At 71.9% G+C, this 15008-nt stretch carries 13 protein-coding genes; 10 read left to right on the top strand and 3 right to left on the bottom strand.

The window, feature by feature from the left end; all coding sequences use genetic code 11:
* Nucleotides 1-131: 131 nt before the first annotated feature.
* Nucleotides 132-1205, bottom strand: coding sequence for an alpha/beta hydrolase (locus ACQEVS_RS16655; protein ID WP_433021198.1), 1074 nt, complete (start codon nucleotides 1203-1205; stop codon nucleotides 132-134).
* A 958-nt stretch (nucleotides 1206-2163) separates the two neighbouring features.
* On the opposite strand from ACQEVS_RS16655, the gene ACQEVS_RS16650 reads away from it, so the two are divergent.
* Complete coding sequence (locus ACQEVS_RS16650) at nucleotides 2164-2865, top strand: ScbR family autoregulator-binding transcription factor (protein WP_433021196.1); 702 nt, start codon at nucleotides 2164-2166, stop codon at nucleotides 2863-2865.
* Between the two features lie 124 nt (nucleotides 2866-2989).
* Here the strand turns inward: ACQEVS_RS16650 and ACQEVS_RS16645 are convergent, their stop codons facing one another.
* Nucleotides 2990-3589, bottom strand: coding sequence for a TetR/AcrR family transcriptional regulator (locus ACQEVS_RS16645; protein ID WP_433021194.1), 600 nt, complete (start codon nucleotides 3587-3589; stop codon nucleotides 2990-2992).
* Nucleotides 3590-4086: 497 nt separating this feature from the next.
* Between ACQEVS_RS16645 and ACQEVS_RS16640 the strand changes: the two genes are divergently transcribed.
* From ACQEVS_RS16640 to ACQEVS_RS16625, 4 genes are all read left to right on the top strand, one after another.
* Nucleotides 4087-4323 carry an acyl-CoA carboxylase subunit epsilon gene (locus ACQEVS_RS16640; RefSeq protein ID WP_351505912.1) on the top strand — a complete coding sequence of 79 codons (237 nt, stop codon included), beginning with the start codon at nucleotides 4087-4089 and terminating at the stop codon, nucleotides 4321-4323.
* A gap of 301 nt (nucleotides 4324-4624) precedes the next feature.
* Nucleotides 4625-5020, top strand: a complete 396-nt coding sequence (locus tag ACQEVS_RS16635; protein WP_433027614.1) for a rodlin — start codon at nucleotides 4625-4627, stop codon at nucleotides 5018-5020.
* Nucleotides 5021-5274: 254 nt separating this feature from the next.
* Nucleotides 5275-5676, top strand: a complete 402-nt coding sequence (locus ACQEVS_RS16630) for a rodlin (protein ID WP_433021192.1) — start codon at nucleotides 5275-5277, stop codon at nucleotides 5674-5676.
* 202 nt (nucleotides 5677-5878) lie between these two features.
* Nucleotides 5879-6685 carry a hypothetical protein gene (locus ACQEVS_RS16625; RefSeq protein WP_433021190.1) on the top strand — a complete coding sequence of 269 codons (807 nt, stop codon included), beginning with the start codon at nucleotides 5879-5881 and terminating at the stop codon, nucleotides 6683-6685.
* Between the two features lie 106 nt (nucleotides 6686-6791).
* On the opposite strand, the gene ACQEVS_RS16620 is transcribed toward ACQEVS_RS16625, so the two are convergent.
* On the bottom strand, nucleotides 6792-8510 hold the full coding sequence (locus ACQEVS_RS16620) for a helix-turn-helix domain-containing protein (protein ID WP_433021188.1): 1719 nt from the start codon (nucleotides 8508-8510) through the stop codon (nucleotides 6792-6794).
* A 387-nt stretch (nucleotides 8511-8897) separates the two neighbouring features.
* Here ACQEVS_RS16620 and ACQEVS_RS16615 point away from each other — a divergent pair, with 387 nt between their 5' ends.
* The 5 genes from ACQEVS_RS16615 to ACQEVS_RS16595 all read left to right on the top strand — a co-directional run bounded on the left by ACQEVS_RS16615 (nucleotide 8898) and on the right by ACQEVS_RS16595 (nucleotide 14950).
* Complete coding sequence (locus ACQEVS_RS16615; protein ID WP_433021186.1) at nucleotides 8898-9425, top strand: DUF4232 domain-containing protein; 528 nt, start codon at nucleotides 8898-8900, stop codon at nucleotides 9423-9425.
* A 725-nt stretch (nucleotides 9426-10150) separates the two neighbouring features.
* Nucleotides 10151-10354 carry a cold-shock protein gene (locus ACQEVS_RS16610; protein WP_004947459.1) on the top strand — a complete coding sequence of 68 codons (204 nt, stop codon included), beginning with the start codon at nucleotides 10151-10153 and terminating at the stop codon, nucleotides 10352-10354.
* Between the two features lie 398 nt (nucleotides 10355-10752).
* Nucleotides 10753-12945 (top strand): MMPL family transporter, encoded by a 2193-nt coding sequence (locus tag ACQEVS_RS16605; RefSeq protein ID WP_433021183.1) that lies wholly within the window; start codon nucleotides 10753-10755, stop codon nucleotides 12943-12945.
* Between the two features lie 5 nt (nucleotides 12946-12950).
* A complete protein-coding gene (locus ACQEVS_RS16600) occupies nucleotides 12951-14312 on the top strand; it encodes a sensor histidine kinase (protein WP_433021181.1) in 1362 nt (453 codons plus the stop codon).
* The gene (locus ACQEVS_RS16595; protein WP_433021179.1) at nucleotides 14309-14950 is read left to right on the top strand and encodes a response regulator; all 642 of its coding nucleotides are present in this window, start codon (nucleotides 14309-14311) and stop codon (nucleotides 14948-14950) included. Before ACQEVS_RS16600 ends, ACQEVS_RS16595 begins: the two co-directional genes overlap by 4 nt.
* The last annotated feature ends 58 nt before the right edge of the window (nucleotides 14951-15008 follow it).

The raw sequence follows: 15008 nt of genomic DNA, 5'->3' as shown, positions 1-15008 counted from the left end.
CCGGCCGACGCCGCAGGCCGTACCGCCCCGCAGGCCGTACCGGCCCTTACGCCGTCCCGCCGCAGGCCGTACAGCCGCACGCCGTCCCGCCCGTACCCGCCCCGCCCCCGCCCGCCCGTGCGCCCCGGACCTCACCGCGCCGGCGGGCCGCCCGGCAGCTGCTGGGCGAGCCAGGTGAAGGCTTCCGGATAGAGCGCCGACCAGGTGCGGTAGTTGTGGCCCCCCTTGTCGAGCAGCATCGTCTTCAGCCGCACCCGGCTGCTCGCCGCCTCCCGCTGGAACTCCTCGATGTAGGCCGGAGGGCTGTCGCGGTCCTGCCGGGAGGTCGCGAGGAAGAGGGCGACATCCGCCTTCGTGTGACCGACGAGCCAGGTGGGGCTGTTGCGCTGCCGCAGGGCGGGGTCGGCGAGGGCCCCGCCGTCGCCGTTGAGCGGGTCGGGGTCGAGGGCCGCGCCGGCGGCGAAGACCCGGGGGAACTGCAGCGGCAGCTTGGCCGCGCAGAAGCCGCCGGTGGAGATCCCCAGCAGCCCCCACGACGCGGGCTGCGGCGCGGCCCGGAAGTGCCGCCGGACGAGCTCGGGCACGTCCCGGGCGAGCCAGGTCGCGACCTTGCGCCCGGCCGCGTCGGAGCAGTCCGTGTCCCGGCCGCCGGGGTTGATGACCGGCACGGCGAGGATGAACGGGCGGGTGCGCCCCTCGGCGAGCAGCTGCCGGTAGGAGCGGGGCATCCGGCCCTGGTCGATCCACGACTGCGGCGTCCCCGGCACCCCGTGCAGCAGCATCACGACGGGGAACGTGGCGCGGCGGTAGCGGGGGTCGTCGTACTCCGGCGGGGTCCACACCAGGACCTGCCCCGACAGCGCGGACCGGGTGCCGTGGAAGTACGTCTCCCGCATGCCGTGGTCGTCCTCGGCGAACTGGGCGTGCTCGGCGGGCGGCCCCTGCATCGCGACGGGCCCGGCGCCGTCGGTGCGGCCCAGCAGGTCGTCCCATGAGGCGTAGAGGCCGTAACTGCTGTTGATCCAGGTGGCCACCGTGCAGATCGCGGTGAGCTGGCACACGGCGATCAACAGCACGCGGGCCGCCCAGCGCACCGGCCCGGGGCCCGGGATCCTCGCCCAGAACAGCAGCGTGGCCAGGACGGACAGCACCGTGAAGGCGACGAGCAGGGCGAAGAAGGCGGTTCCGGTGAGGCTGAGAGTCATCCCGCTGTGATCTCCCTCGGTCGGGCCGCCGACAGGCGACGGGCACGGCAGACCATAACGACAGAACGTGCGGGTATCAGGCGGAACCGAGGACGAGAACCCGGATGGGTCCGGCGGTCCAAACGGTCATATGTCCGGCGCGCGGGCAACCGGAGGGGCAACCTCAAGTCCAGCTCAGACTTTCGATGCATCCGTAGTGTCGCCCTCCCATCACGAGTAGTTTCCTGGCCAGGGCGGTCCGAATCACCGGCTGTTGTCTGGGAGGCGTGATGGAATCCATGACGCGCAAGGAAAGAAAGACCGTTGTCGTTCTGGCCCTCATAGTGATCGCGATCGTTTGCTACATGATCGGCAACATTCAGCCCTGACCCTCGACTTCGACGCTCGACTCCGCACCTCGGTGCTGAACACCCGTTCCGCCCCTCGGCGGCGACCGTCGGACGCACTCCGGTCCGATCGCCGGCCCGGCCACCGCGGACCGGTACGCGCGCCCCGGTCACGCACCGCGCGCTGCCGCCGCCCTTCCTCGAACTCCCTTCCGTGGCGACCGAATCGTCTCCGGCCCGTCGCAACCCGTCCCCACGCGCGCGGACTTCCGCTCACGCGTCGCGTGCCAAGGGTCGCGACGGGCCGTCGCCGTCGCCGCCGCCATCGGAGCGGGCGCGGCACCGTTCCATACCAACCGGTCGGTCTCCCATGGATCTTCACACATCGCACACCGGCCACGACCGGTCGGCACATGGCCGGTTCACCGTCGCGCCGGGCGGCCTCCGCTGCGTAGGCTCGTCACGCGAACTCCCCGAACTCCCCGGGCGGGTCCGCCCGTGCGGGGCGACTTACGATACGTACGCGTCGGTTTGCTTCGGGAAGTGCGTCAAGGCGTCGGACGACACGGTCATGCGCCGCCCCGCCGTCGGCCGGTGCGCGGCGGGGCGGGCTATCGATTCGGAGGCAGACCGTGGCAAAGCAGGACCGCGCGATCAGAACGCGCCGGACCATCCTGGAAGCGGCCGCGGCGGTGTTCGACGAACGGGGTTACGACGCGGCGACCATCACGGAGATCCTGACGCGGGCCGCGGTGACGAAGGGCGCGCTCTACTTCCACTTCGCCTCCAAGGAAGACCTCGCCCTGGCCGTCATAGACGCCCAGCTGACGGAGTCACCGGCCACCCTCGGACCGCCGGCGACGTCGAGGATGCAGCAACTCGTGGACATGGGACTGGTCTTCGCCCACCGGCTCCGGACGGACCCGCTGCTGCGCGGCAGCGTCCGGCTCACCCTGGAGCACGGCTCGACCACGCTCAACCGCAGCGGCCCGTTCCAGGGCTGGAGCCAGGTGCACAGCCGCGTCCTCGCCGAGGGCAAGGAACGCGGCGAGGTGCTGCCGCACGTGGTGCCCGCCGACACGGCGGAGCTGATCGTCGGCGCCTACGCGGGCATCAACATCATGTCCCAGGTCGTGACGGGCCGCGCCGACCTGGAGCGCCGCGCCATCTCCCTGTACGAGCACGTGATGCCGAGCGTCGCCGTGCCCTCCGTGCTCGCCCGCCTCGACATGGCCCCCGGCCGGGGCGCCCGGGCCCTGGCCGAGGCCGAGCGGCTGCGCGCGGACGCGACCACCGGGCCGGCGCCGGCCCCTGCCCCCGTCGGGGTCGGCTGACCGGGACCCGGACCCCGGACCCGTAAAGGACGCACGCCCCCTACGGGTCCCCGCCCCTTACGGCCCGGCCCGCCCCGGGCCGTAAGGGGCGCTTACGCGGCCGGGAGCGGGGCCGGGGCGGACGTCAGGCGGTCGCCGCGCCCGCGACGGCCGGGCCGGACGCCGTCGTGTCCAGGATCTCCAGCGCGACGGCCAGCGCGGCGAGCCGCCGCTCCTCCGGGTCCCCGGCCAGGTCGTCCAGGGCGAGGGCCCCGAAGTGGACGGTGAGCAGGGCGCTCACGCAGCGCACCCGGGTCGCCAGGTCGTCCGCGCCCGAGTGGACCAGCCGGGAGAGCCGGGTGACCCGCTCTCTGAGCCGGGCCCCGATGTCCAGGGTCCGCAGGGACGCCTGGTTCTCCTGAAGGATGCGGAACACCGGCACCGCCTCCCGCAGCTTCTCGCTGTAACGGCACAGGAGTTCGCGCTTCGTCTCCAGCGTGGGCGGCCGGCTCTCGCCCCAGGCGACCAGCTCGTCCACGGGCGCCCCCACCTGGTCCGAGATGGCGACGAGGATGTCCTCCTTCGTCTTGAAGTGGTAGTACAGCGCCGCCTTGGTGACTCCGAGCCGCTCGGCGATCTCCCGCAGGGAGGTTTTCTCGTAGCCTCGGGTGACGAAGAGGTCGAGTGCGGTCCGCTGGATGCGCTCGCGGGTGTCGCTCCTGCGCGTGTGGGGGGTACTGCCCATGTGGTCCCTGCTCTCCTTCGTTCCGCTGTGCCCGTACTTCCGTCGTCGGAGCGTCTCCCCGCGGCGGCGTCCGCCCGCGGGGAGAGAGATCATGGCTCAGGTAACCATCGGCTCCCGGGCCTCCTACCCTGCGGACGGGCCCCCATGGGTGCTCCGGTCCCGCCCCCGGCGGGACGGCGCGGAGCCGCGTGGCACCTGTATCCGGGACTGCGTCTGCCCGGACCGGCCTCCCGAACCCCCGAGGAGCGCTGCCCGGCCGCTCCCCGCCCGCTCTGCCCACGGCCTGCCCGCAGCCTGATCACGGCCCTGATCGCGGCCCGGCGGCGGTCGGCCGGCGGAACGGTTCATCCGGACGCGCGAACCGCCCGGTGCGCCCGCCGTCACCCGTTCGGAGGTACCGGGGTTCCTCCCCGCCGCCGGTGGGAGCACGGTGGAAGAACCGGACACTCGCGGCGTCGCCGCACGGACGTCCGGTGCGCCGAGGGAGTGGAACGGCTATGACCGACATGTTCGTGAGGGTCGAGAAGGGTGTCGCGGGCGAGGAGGAGCTCGCCGCCGTGACCACCGTGCTCCTCGCCTGCGCCGCCACGGGCTGCGACGCCGGCCCCGAGCCCGAGGCCGTCCTCGGAGCCGGGCCCGCTCCCGAGATCTCGGAGTACGGCCTGTCGTGCACCCCGGCCCGCTGGCGGCCGACGGGCTTCACCGCCCCCACCAGCTGGCAGGGCTGGGCCTGACCGGAGCGTTCCCCCGCCCCCGCCCGCGTTATCCCGCGGCGCGGGAATCGCATCTTCCCGCGGCGCGGAAATCACATCGTCAGGCACCCCGGAAATCATGACGGGCGTTCCGAAGGGAATGCCCGGAAAACGTCCGTGCGGACCAGCCTCTTTTCGTACCGGAAGGGCCCGGCCTCCTTACCCTTCCGGCCCCGTGCGCTCACTGGCTCGAATGAGTGAAAGCCCGGAACCTCTCCTTCCGGACGAAGTTATCCAGATCGCTTTCTCAGTGGGGGCGCTACACGATCGAAAGGCTATGGACGTGCTCAAGAAGGTACTCGCCACGACCGCTCTGACGGTCTCCACGGTCGGAGCCGTCAGTGGCCCCGCGATGGCCGTGGGTCACGACTCGCAGGACATCGCCAACGCGAACGGCGCGAAGACCGGTTACGGCAACACCAAGACCGGTGGCAAGGAAAGCCCGCAGATGAGCCTGATCCAGGGCACGCTGAACAAGCCGTGCATCGGCTTGGGCCGGGCCAACATCCAGAACATCGTGGCCCTCGTCAACATCGGGCTGCAGGACATCCCGATCCTCTCGTCGGAGCAGGAGCAGCAGTGCACCGACAACTCGTCCATCAACGACGGCGATGACCCGCTGTCGCACCTGCTCGACGACATCCCGATCATCTCGGGCAACGGTTCGGCCAACGGCTGATCCCGGAAACGAGCACGGGAATCCCCCTGCGGCGGGTGTGCGGGCCCCGCGGCAGGGGGTTTCCGTTTTCCGGGCGGTGGTACGGCTCGCGGTGCCGGTGAAAACGGGCCGGGCGCGGGGGAAAAGCGGCGTACTGCGACGCCGGCCGCGGGCCGTATGACGGAGGCCCGAATGAATGAAAGCCGATAACTTCCCCCTCCCCGCCGAGTTAGGCAAGTAGCGCTCGTTTAATCGACCAGAGCGAAGGAACCATCGTGATCAAGAAGGTAGTGGCCACGGCCGCCCTGACGGCGTCGGCAGTCGGCGGCTCCGTCGGCCCCGCCCTGGCAGACGGACCCCGCAGCCAGGATGTCGCCAATGGCAACCAGGCCGTCCAGATGTACGGAAACACTTACACCGGCGGTTATATGAGTCCCCAGATGGGTCTCATCAACGGCTCGTTTAACAAGCCGTGTATCGCCATCGGAAGGCTGAACCTCCAGGACGTCGTCGGTCTGGTGAACATCGGCCTGCAGGACATTCCGATCCTGTCCTCGCAGCAGCAGCAGATGTGCACCGAGAACTCGACGATCAACGACGGCGACGACCCGCTGTCGCACTTCCTGGACAACGTCCCGATCCTGTCCTTCAACGCCGACCACAACCACTCGCACTGACCCTGTCGGCGTCACAGCGGAGCCGCTCCCGGCCGGGGGCGGCTCCTGTGCGTGGGAGTGACCCCCTGGGCCGGCGCCGACCGTCGCCCGGGGCGGCGTTCGTCGTCGGGCACGACCCGGTGGGGGACAGGGGCGTGAGCGCCTGGGGACGTGGTGGGAAGGGCGTGGCTCGCGGTGTGCCGTGTGCCGCCGGATAATCCGGGTGATGACGAACTCGCCGCCCACGCCCCCGACGCCGTCCGTGCCCTCCGTGCCGTCCACGCCGTCCGACCGGGTGGAGGACCCGCGCCTCACCGCGCTCCTCGACGGGACGCGGCGGCGGCTGCTCGACGACGTCTCCGACGTGGGCGCCGCGTTCCCGCTCGTCCTGGCCGGCGGGCTCGCGGTGCGGTTCCACGGCCTGCCCAGGGAAGCCGGCCGTCATGCCGGCCGCCGCCTCGGGACCGGCCCCGACCTCGGCTTCGCCACCGACACCCAGACGCCCATGGCCGACGTCCTGGCGACGGTGCGGGCCGGACTGGAGGCCCGGGGGTGGCGGGTGCGGGACGCGGCGGCGGAACCGCTCGCCGCGCGGTTCGTCGTCACGGACTCGCTGAACGACGAGGAGTGCGAAGCCGAGGTCGCCAAGGAGACGCTGTGGCGCCCGCCGGTCCGCTGCGGAGCCGTACGCGTCCTCGCGGTGGAGGACGTGGTCGGGACGAAGGTCCGGGACCTGGCCGACCGGGGGCTCGCGCGCGACCTCGTCGACGTCCACTCCGTGTCGGACCGCTGGTCGCGCCTCGAACTGGAGGAACTCGGCCGCCGGCACGCCCGGGACTCCTTCGACCCGGCCGATCTCAAGGCCCGGCTGGAGGGGCTGGACTGGCGCGGGGACGCCGAGTTCGGCGCTTGCGGGCTGGACGAGGCGGCCACGGAGGAGGTGCGGCGCTGGGCGCAGTTCTGGGCCGACGACATCGGCGAGCGGCTTGCCGAGGAGGCTCCGTACGAGGACGAGGCCGCGGAGGAGTAGCCCGCGGAGGAGTAGCCCGGGGAGGAGTAGGCCGGGGAGGAGCAGGCCCCCGCTCCGCACCCGGAGGGTCACCTCGCTGTCGAGCCGTCACCGCCGGGTCGAGCCCTCACCGCCGCGCGTAGTCCGGCGCGGCCTCCCAGACGTCGATGTCCCCCCGGTAGAGGTACTGGGGGCGGTCCTTGATCGCTGTGGTGCGGAAGGGCTGTCCGCGGTCGTCGATGCGCAGGGTGCCGTGCCGGTCGCCGCTGCTCCACTCCAGCTCCAGGTACCACCGCACGTCGTGGCCGGTGGTGTGGGCGACCACGTCCAGGACCTGGGGGTCGGTGGCGGACGTCTTGTACGGGAAGTCCGTCGCCGGGATGCGGACGTCCCCCTGCTTTCCGGCCACCGGCCGGGCGAGCGGGCTGTCGCGGTCCAGGTCGACGTCGAACGTGGACGGTGTGACGCCGCTGCCGCAGCCGTCCGCCATCACATAGGCCGACCAGGCCAGGGGCGCCGTCCGCCCCACGACGCGCACGTGGAGCGCGCGCAGCACGACCGCCTGCCGGGACGTGCCCTGGACGGCCAGTTCGATCTGCATCCGCCCGCCGGGCACCGCCCGCAACGCGCTCACCCAGCCCCGCGCGTTCCCGTCGGACGGGGGCGGGGGCACCTCGGCCGGGGTGCGGCCCGTGACGAACACCTGATCGCAGCGGTCGATCACGGTGTACGGGCGGGTGTTCACCGTCAGGGGCGTCCCGGAAGGCGCGTCGGGGACGGGTTTGCCGGTCTCGGGGGGCGTCGGTCCGGGGAACGCCGACTCGCGCGCGGTGTCCGCCGGATTCCCCTGCGGGCCACTCGACGCGGGCGAGTCACCCGGGAAGGGCGGGACGGACGGGACGGCAGTGGCGCTTGGGCTGGACAGCCCGGGCAGGCCCGGGGCCGGCGCGGTGGGAGCGTAGCCCGGCCCTCCGGGGCGTCGGTCCGCGGAGAGGCCCCGTTCCGTCCTGCCCGTCGGCGACCCGTCGGCGCTCACATCCGCGCGGGCACCGGGCTTGGTGGCGGCGTAGCTGGCGACGACGGCCGCCGGGACCGCGACGGCCACGGCGGCGGCGATCAGGGCACGACGGACGCGCTTGCGGGAAGTGTGCGGGGCGGTGGCCGGCCGGGTGGAAGCCGTTTTCGGCCGACGGGTTCCGATCACTGCCCGGGTACGGCCCGGGGCGGCGGGTTTCGGCGCTTCGGGGGGAGCGGTTTCCCGTGACTCCTCTTCCTCGGCAGGCGTGTTGGCCGGAGCGGACACGGGTGCCGTTTCGGAAACGGCCGGTTTCGGCCCCTCCGAGGGGGTGGCCGTCGGGGCAGGGGCGGGGGCAGGGGTCTCGGCGGGCTTTCCGGCGGCTGGTTCCGGCTCCGGTCGCTCGACCGGGTCGGTGTCGGCGGGGATGCGCCGTTCCGACGTCGCCTCCTGTGGCGGCTGCGCGTCGTCGGTCGTCCCCGCGTCGGGACGTCGGCCCTCGTCGAGGACCTTGTCTGCCGCCTTGTCTGCTGCCTTGTCCGTCGCTTTGTCCGTTGCCGCGTCCGCGGCCGCCTGTGCCTTCCGGCGCCGGGCGTCGTCCGCGATGATCCAGCGGCGGTGCAGCTCGACGAGCTCGTCCGGCGCGGCGCCGCAGAGCCGGGCGAAGCGCTCGACGGGGGCGTACTCCGTGGGCACGGCGACGCCGTGGCAGTACCGGTGGAGTGTGGACGTGCTCATGTGCAGCCGCTTGGCCAGGACTCCGTAACTCTGTCCCGAACGGCCCTTCAGCTCCCGCAAACGGGCCGCGAACTCGGCTATCCCCTCGGACATACAGGCTCTTCCCGTCCCATATCCGCGTTCCAGGGCGCGGCATTTTCCCAGATCGGACTATATGCAGCCGTTCCGGCTTCCCCAAGCGGGCGACACGCCTTGCCGCCGGAACGCGCCACGGCACAGGCTGTCGGCACAGACCGCGGTCCGGAAGCGAACCACCGGGTGCGGTCGGAACAGGAGCTGCCGTGCGGATCAGATTCCGCCTCCGTCTCGAACTCGTCGACGTCGTGGCCCTGGGAGTGCTGCTCGCGGCCGTCCTGACGGTCGTGGCACTCCTGCACCACCTGTGAGGGCGCCACCTGCCGAAGGTGCCGCCTGGTGGCGCGGCTTGACGGCTGGTCATCGACAGACAAGAACGCCTTTCTCGACAACAGGAGTCCCCACATGCGTACCTCGCGCCTCGCCGCCGCCACCCTTCTCGCGGCCACCACGCTCGCACTCGCCGCCGGGACGAGCCAGGCCGCGCCGGCACCCCGTCCGGCGTCGGCGCCCGTGACCGCCGCGTGTTCCGCGGCACACACCAAGCTGACCGTGCAGAACGTGTCCCGCCCGATCAACCACCAGCTCCTCACCCTCACCAACACCGGCAGCACCAAGTGCAACGCCTACGCGTACCCGTACATCGGCTTCGACGATGACCAGTCGGTGACCGGCGCCGTGGAGGACAGCAAGCCGCAGGCGGTGGTCACCCTCGCGCCGGGCGAGTCCGCGTACGCCGGAATAGCCCTCTCCGCGGCCGACGGCAGTGCGGACCACGGCCGTTGGGCGCGTACCGTCCGGGTCATCCTCGACAATGGGTCGGGTCCGGCCGGGAATCCGGTGAAGGTCGCGCTGCCCGCCGGTACGTGGATCGACGACTCGGTCGCCGTCACCTACTGGCAGGCGGACCCGTCCGACGCCCTCGTCTGGTGAACGGGGGCCCGCACAGGGTTCGGTCCGGGCGGCGGGTGTGCGCGACCGCCGTACGGTGAGCGGAAGCTGAGGTACGGGCGTCGGTCCTGATGCCCGGCCGTCGATCGGCGCGGCCGGGCAGGGGGCGGGCTCCGGAGCCATGCACACCCTTCTTCGGGGAGTCGGGGAGTCGGAGGAACGGACGGGCGGCGGGCCTGTGCGAGCCCGGGCCCCACGGGTGGGCCGTCGCCGTCGGCCCGGTGAACGGTGCCGGCCGGCCGCCGCCTGCACTCGACGGGGTGCGTCCGCCGGTCGGCGTCGCGCCACGCGCGGATCCTGTCGAACGGAGGGGCCGGGCGGCATGTCTGTCGCCGCCACGATAGATTTCGGCGCCCGGCCGGGCGCCCGACGGGACGGGCGGGCCCCATGAGCGGGCGGGGGCGGCGGACGGACGCCGCGTTACGCCAAACGAATTTCTCATTCCGTCGCTACAGATTCCCGAAAAGCGACGCCCCCGCTTTTATCCCGCCGTTCAGAACGGGCCCAAAATCCCTTCCGCAGGGTGGGGTGTGCCGTGCTACCGTCGACGTCAGTTGCAGTTGTGGTTCCCGAAAACCCAGTGCCTCCCGGCTCTCCGGCCGGAGCGGGCACTCGGCGTGACCGGGTCTCTCCGTACGGGGAAATCATCGCGGCGACGCGAGGCTCGCGCAGTGCGGGTCCAAAGCATTCCCTGAGGGAGAAACATCGTGGCTACCGGCATCGTCAAGTGGTTCAACGCGGAAAAGGGCTTCGGCTTCATCGAGCAGGACGGCGGCGGCGCCGACGTCTTCGCCCACTACTCGAACATCGCCACCCAGGGCTTCCGTGAGCTCCAGGAGGGTCAGAAGGTCTCCTTCGACGTGACCCAGGGCCAGAAGGGCCCGCAGGCGGAGAACATCGTTCCCGCCTGATCGCGAACCTTCGGCGCCGGCCCCGCATCTTCGGATGCGGGGTCGGCGTTTCGCTGTTTCCCGGTGTTTTCGCGTGGCGGCTTCGGCGGTATGGCAGGAGCAGGCCCTGGTGTTCCGGCATTTCCGTGACGCCCGGGCGTTCGCCGAGCGGACGCACGTCGTTCGGAAATCCGTCGGTTTCCCGTCGCTTTTTACCGGCGATTACGAGCGTGTGCCCGGCCGGCCGCTCGCCCGGCGCCGCCACGCCGGCCCGGGCGCGAGCCTGAGCGGTTCGTTACGGCGTCGTCGGACCGGCACGGTGGGGACACCCCCACCCCCGGGGTCCACCGACCGGTGGACGGGAAGTACAACCGGGCGGTGCTGTCGCGGGCGGACCCCGTTCGACCAGGGTCTTCCGTATGAGAGACCTATCTGTGCGCGTCGCTCGCCGAAGCGCTCTGCACCCCTGGCGCGCGATCGCCGGATGGCTGGCGTTCGTGGTGCTGTGCCTGGGCGTCGGCATCGCGGTCGGGACCAACAGCGCGACCACGGAGGACTATCGGGTCGGCGAGGCAGGCCGTGCCGAGGCGATGGCGGCCGAGGGACATCTGGAACGCAGGCCCACCGAGCAGGTGTTGATATCGGCCAGGGCCGGCGCCCTGGACCGGGCGGCGGCCTGCGCCGCCGCGCGGGACGTCGCGGCGCGGATGGCGAAGCTCCCCGAGGTCGAGAAGGTCGGCGCCCCGCGCACGGCGGGGGACGGCCGGGCGCTCGTGGTCGAAGTGACCATGAAGGGATCGGAGCTGGACGCCCAGAAGCACGTCGCTCCGCTGCGGGAGCAGACGGCGGCGGTGGGCAAGGGCCATCCGCGGCTGCTGGTGGAGGAGACCGGGCACCCGTCCGTCGGCAAGGGCGTTGACGGCCAGCGCGACAGCGACCTGGCGCTCTCCGAGAAGATCACCCTGCCGGTCACCCTGGTCACGCTGCTGGTCGCGTTCGGCTCGTTGGTCACGGCCCTGGTGCCCGTGCTGCTGGCGCTCTCGTCGATCGCCGCGGCGATGGGACTGTCGATGATCGCCTCGCACGTCTCTCCCGACGCGGGGGTCGGCAACAACGTCATCCTGCTCATCGGCCTCGCCGTCGGCGTGGATTACACGCTCTTCTACCTCAAGCGGGAGCGGGAGGAACGCGAGCGCTCCGGCGGCCGGATCAGCCCCGAGGCGCTGGTGGAGCTGGCCGCGGCGACGTCCGGCCGGGCGGTCGTGGTCGCCGGACTCGCGGTCGTCTGCTCCACGGCGACGCTGTACCTGGCCTCCGACGTCATCTTCTCCTCGCTGGCCACCGGGACCGTCCTCGTCGTCCTGGTCGCCGTGGCCAGTTCGCTGACCGTACTGCCCGCCCTGCTCGTCAAGATCGGACAGCGGGCTGAGCGCCGCGCGGCCCGCAGGACGCGCCCGTCCCGCTGGGCGCGGACGTCCGGGACCGGCCGGGTGTGGGCCGCCCTGATGCGGCCCGCCGGCGAGCACCCGGCGATCACCCTGTGCGTCTCGGCGTCGGCCATGCTCGCCCTCGCCGCCCCGGTGGCCGGGCTCAAGCTGACCGAGATGAGCCAGGACACCCACTCGCGCGCCATCCCCGCCATGCGGACCTACGACCGGCTGAACGAGGCGTTCCCCGAGCTGCGGGTCACCCACCAGGTCGTCGTCCGCGCGGGGGCGGACCGAGCCGGCGACGTGGCGGAGGAACTGCGGGAACTGGGACGACGGGCGCGGGCGGACCGGCTGTTCACCGGTGAGCCACGGCTGCGGACCTCGGCCGACCACCGGATCAGCGTGCTGAACCTGTCCGTCCCGCACCTGGGCGACTCCGCCGAGGCGCGGGAGTCGCTCGCCCACCTCCGCGACGACTACGTGCCCGGGACGGTCGGCCGGATTCCGGGGGCCGAGACGGGGGTGACCGGGGACGTCGCGCGGTACGCCGACTATCCGGCACACCAGAGGGACAAACTGCCGCTGGTCATCGGGGCGCTGTTGCTCGTCACCTTCGTCATGACGCTGCTCGCGTTCCGCTCGGTGGTGCTCGGCCTCGTCGGCGTCGTCCTCAATCTGCTGTCCGCCGCGGCAGCGCTGGGACTGCTGGTGCTGGTGTTCCAGGGGAAGTGGGCCGAGGGGCTGCTGGACTTCCACTCCACCGGGACGATCGGGTCGCGGGTGCCGCTGTTCCTGTTCGTGATCCTCTTCGGACTCTCCATGGACTACCAGGTGTTCGTGGTGAGCCGGATCAGGGAGGCCGCGCTGCGCGGTCTGCCCGCCCGCAAGGCGGTGCTCGACGGCATCGGCAGCTCGGCGAGCGTGGTCACCAGCGCCGCGGTGGTGATGGTGACGGTCTTCGCGAGCTTCGTCTTCCTGCACCTGATCGAGATGAAGCAGATCGGTTTCGTCCTGGCGGCGGCCGTCCTGCTCGACGCCTTCGTCGTCCGGATCATGATCCTGCCGTCGGCCATGCTGCTGCTGGGCAAGGCGAGCTGGTGGCCTTCGCGCGGTATGCGGCGTGCGCAGGACGTCCCGTCGCGGGAGGGGGCGGCCGTCGGCGTGCCGGTCGACGTACGTTGATCCCCATGAATCTGTGGTCGAGGATCGGCAGCCGCGGGGCGGGGGCCGGCGACGGTGAGGACTCCGCTCACGGCCCGGTCCCCGGCCGTCCCGCCGACCCGTTCCGGATCAGGACGCTCGGCCAGTGGAACACCGTCTGCCAGGTGCTGTTCGGCGCGATGGCCCTCGGGCTCGTCCTGACGGACCGCGGCGGCGGGACGAGGTACGGGGTGCTGGCGCTGCTCGGCTGCATCGTGCTCGGCTACACGGTCCTCGACCGCTTCCCGGACAACCCCGTGCTCCGGCCGCACGCCTACCTGTGGATGCTCGTCCTCGGCATCGGCGGCCTCTCCTACCTGCGCAGCGGCTACGCGGCGCTGTTCATCGTGGCGCTGCCGCACTTCTGGCTCTTCGGCAGGACCCCGCGCACCTCCGTGGTCTTCACCGGGCTCGCCACCGTCTCGTCCTTGACCGGGAGTTGGCTGCGGCAGGGATGGAGCGCGGAGTTCCTCAGCGAGACCCTCGTCTCCACGCTCGTGGTGGTCGCCGCCAGCGTCCTGATGGGACTGTGGGTGCACTCCGTCGTCGAGCAGAGCCGCGAACGGGCGCGGCTGATCGCCGAATTGGAGGAGACACAGCTCAAACTGTCCGAGGCGTACCAGCGCCAGGGCGCCACGGAGGAACGGGAGCGCATGGCGCGGGAGATCCACGACACGCTGGCGCAGGGGTTCGCGTCGATCGTCGTCCTCGCGGAAGCCGCGCGGGCCGGGCTCGACAGCGATCCGGAGCGGAGCGCGCAGCAACTGCGTTCGATCGAGAGCACGGCGCGCGAGAACCTCGCCGAGGCGCGCGTCCTGGTCGGCTCCGCGCAGCGGAGCCAGGTGGCCGCGGGCTCGGTGGCCAGGACCCTGCGCCGGACGCTGGACCGGTTCACCGAGGACACCGGGCTCACCGTCGACGCCGACCTGGCCGACATCGTGTGCGACCAGCCCACCAGGATCGCGCTGCTGCGCTGTACGCAGGAATCGCTGGCCAACGTCCGCAAGCACGCGGCGGCCTCCACGGTGGGCGTCGTCCTCACGCGGCAGCCGTTCGGCGTCGAGCTGGAGATCACCGACGACGGGTGCGGCTTCGTGGTCGACCGGTCGCGGGGGTTCGGACTCGACGGGATGCGCAAGCGGCTCGCGGAGCTGGGCGGGCGGCTGACGGTCACCAGCTCGGTGGGGGAGGGTACGCGCGTCCTGGCGGTGATTCCCATGGATCCGGCGGATTCCACGGATCCGGCTGATCCAACGGACTCTGTGGCCCGCGTGAACCCCATAGACCCCACAGCTCACACAGCCCCCACAGCCCCCTTGGATCCCACGGAGAGCGAGGCGGCGGCATGACGAACGGGAAGCTCCGCGTCCTCGTGGTGGACGACCACGCGGTCATGCGCGCCGGCGTCGTCGCCCTGCTGGCCTCGGAGCCCAGCATCGAGATCATCGGCGAGGCCGCCGACGGGCGTCAGGCCCTCGAACTCGTCGACCGGTACGAGCCCGACGTCGCCCTGGTCGACCTGCGGATGCCCGTCCTCGACGGCGTCGCCACCACGGCCGAGATCGTCGCCCGGCATCCGCGGACCCGCGTCCTGATCCTCACCACGTACGACACCGACGCCGAGATCGAACGCGGGGTGGAGGCCGGCGCCATCGGCTACCTGCTCAAGGACACCACCCGCGATCAGCTCGTCGACGCGATCCACTCGGCGTCGCGCGGCGAGACCGTCCTCGCCCCGCGCGTGGCCGCGAGACTCGTCGCCCGGATGCGGCAGCCGGCGGAGATTCCGCTGACGGCACGGGAGGTGGACGTGCTGGCCGCGGTCGCCGACGGGCTCACCAACGCCGAGATCGGCGCCCGGCTGGTCATCGCGGAGGCCACGGTGAAGACCCACCTGCTGCGGCTCTTCGCCAAGCTGGACGTGAACGACAGGACGCGCGCCGTGGTCGTCGCCATGGAACGCGGCCTGCTCCGCCGGCCCTCGTAGCCCTGACCGGACGGGCGGGCCCGCCGCTGCCACCCCGGCTCTTTGAGGCGTGCTTACC

The organism is Streptomyces sp. CA-181903, assembly GCF_050937075.1.
Classification (GTDB): Bacteria; Actinomycetota; Actinomycetes; order Streptomycetales; family Streptomycetaceae; genus Streptomyces.
This window is presented reverse-complemented; position numbering and strand designations above follow the sequence as displayed.

Coding starts and splice junctions, on each gene's coding strand:
- ACQEVS_RS16595 (WP_433021179.1), top strand. CDS start 14,309: ATGACGAACGGGAAGCTCCGCGTCCTCGTGGTGGACGACCACGCGGTC.
- ACQEVS_RS16640 (WP_351505912.1), top strand. CDS start 4,087: ATGACCGACATGTTCGTGAGGGTCGAGAAGGGTGTCGCGGGCGAGGAG.
- ACQEVS_RS16605 (WP_433021183.1), top strand. CDS start 10,753: ATGAGAGACCTATCTGTGCGCGTCGCTCGCCGAAGCGCTCTGCACCCC.
- ACQEVS_RS16620 (WP_433021188.1), bottom strand. CDS start 8,510: ATGTCCGAGGGGATAGCCGAGTTCGCGGCCCGTTTGCGGGAGCTGAAG.
- ACQEVS_RS16615 (WP_433021186.1), top strand. CDS start 8,898: ATGCGTACCTCGCGCCTCGCCGCCGCCACCCTTCTCGCGGCCACCACG.
- ACQEVS_RS16600 (WP_433021181.1), top strand. CDS start 12,951: ATGAATCTGTGGTCGAGGATCGGCAGCCGCGGGGCGGGGGCCGGCGAC.
- ACQEVS_RS16655 (WP_433021198.1), bottom strand. CDS start 1,205: ATGACTCTCAGCCTCACCGGAACCGCCTTCTTCGCCCTGCTCGTCGCC.
- ACQEVS_RS16645 (WP_433021194.1), bottom strand. CDS start 3,589: ATGGGCAGTACCCCCCACACGCGCAGGAGCGACACCCGCGAGCGCATC.